We start from the raw sequence: 783 nt of genomic DNA, 5'->3' as shown, positions 1-783 counted from the left end.
TGCGGTCGTCACGCCGGTCGTCACGGCGGAAACCGCCGCCACCGCCACCGTACGGACGGTCCGAACGCGGACGGTCGTCCCTGCGGAAGCCACCGCCGCCACCACCGGGACGGTCACCGTCACGACGCGGGCCGCGGGGGCGGTCGTCACGCCGGTCGTCGAACCGCGGACGGTCGTCGCGGGGACGGTCGTCGCGAGGGCGGTCGTAGCGGGGCCGGTCGTCACGGGGACGGTCGTCCCTGCGGTCGTCACGCCGGTCGTCACGGCGGAAACCGCCGCCACCGCCACCGTACGGACGGTCCGAACGCGGACGGTCGTCCCTGCGGAAGCCACCGCCACCACCGGGACGGTCACCGTCACGACGCGGGCCGCGCGGGCGGTCGTCACGGTCACGGGGACGGTCGTCACGGCGGTCGTCGCGGCGGTACCCACCACCGCTCGGGCGGTCGCCGTCCCGCCGCGGGCCGCCGCTGCGGTAACCCCCACGGTCGCCACCGCCGTTCGGGCGCGAGTCCCGGCGTTCGGGACGCTCGGGCCGGTCTTCAGGCGAGTTGGACATCGACGTGACTCCTCGAATCGTGACGCTGTAGTACAAGTCTCCCGTATTCACGGGGACACCGCGCTGCGTGAGTGCATGCAAAAGACCCCTGGTCCCAGCACGTAGGCCAGGACCAGGGGTCTGGAAAGATTGTTCGGCGGTGTCCTACTCTCCCACAGGGTCCCCCCTGCAGTACCATCGGCGCTGAAAGGCTTAGCTTCCGGGTTCGGAATGTAACCGGGCGT

The 783-nt window shown here is 71.8% G+C and carries 1 rRNA gene and 1 pseudogene; both read right to left on the bottom strand.

The annotated features are described in order from the left end of the window. Positions 1-486 (bottom strand): annotated as a pseudogene (locus ACH4PY_RS27905) (hypothetical protein); the annotation flags it as partial. A gap of 204 nt (positions 487-690) precedes the next feature. Next, positions 691-783 (bottom strand): 5S ribosomal RNA (rrf, locus tag ACH4PY_RS27900); the annotation flags it as partial.

It is taken from the genome of Streptomyces sp. NPDC021224, assembly GCF_044332905.1.
Lineage (GTDB): Bacteria > Actinomycetota > Actinomycetes > Streptomycetales > Streptomycetaceae > Actinacidiphila.
This window is presented reverse-complemented; position numbering and strand designations above follow the sequence as displayed.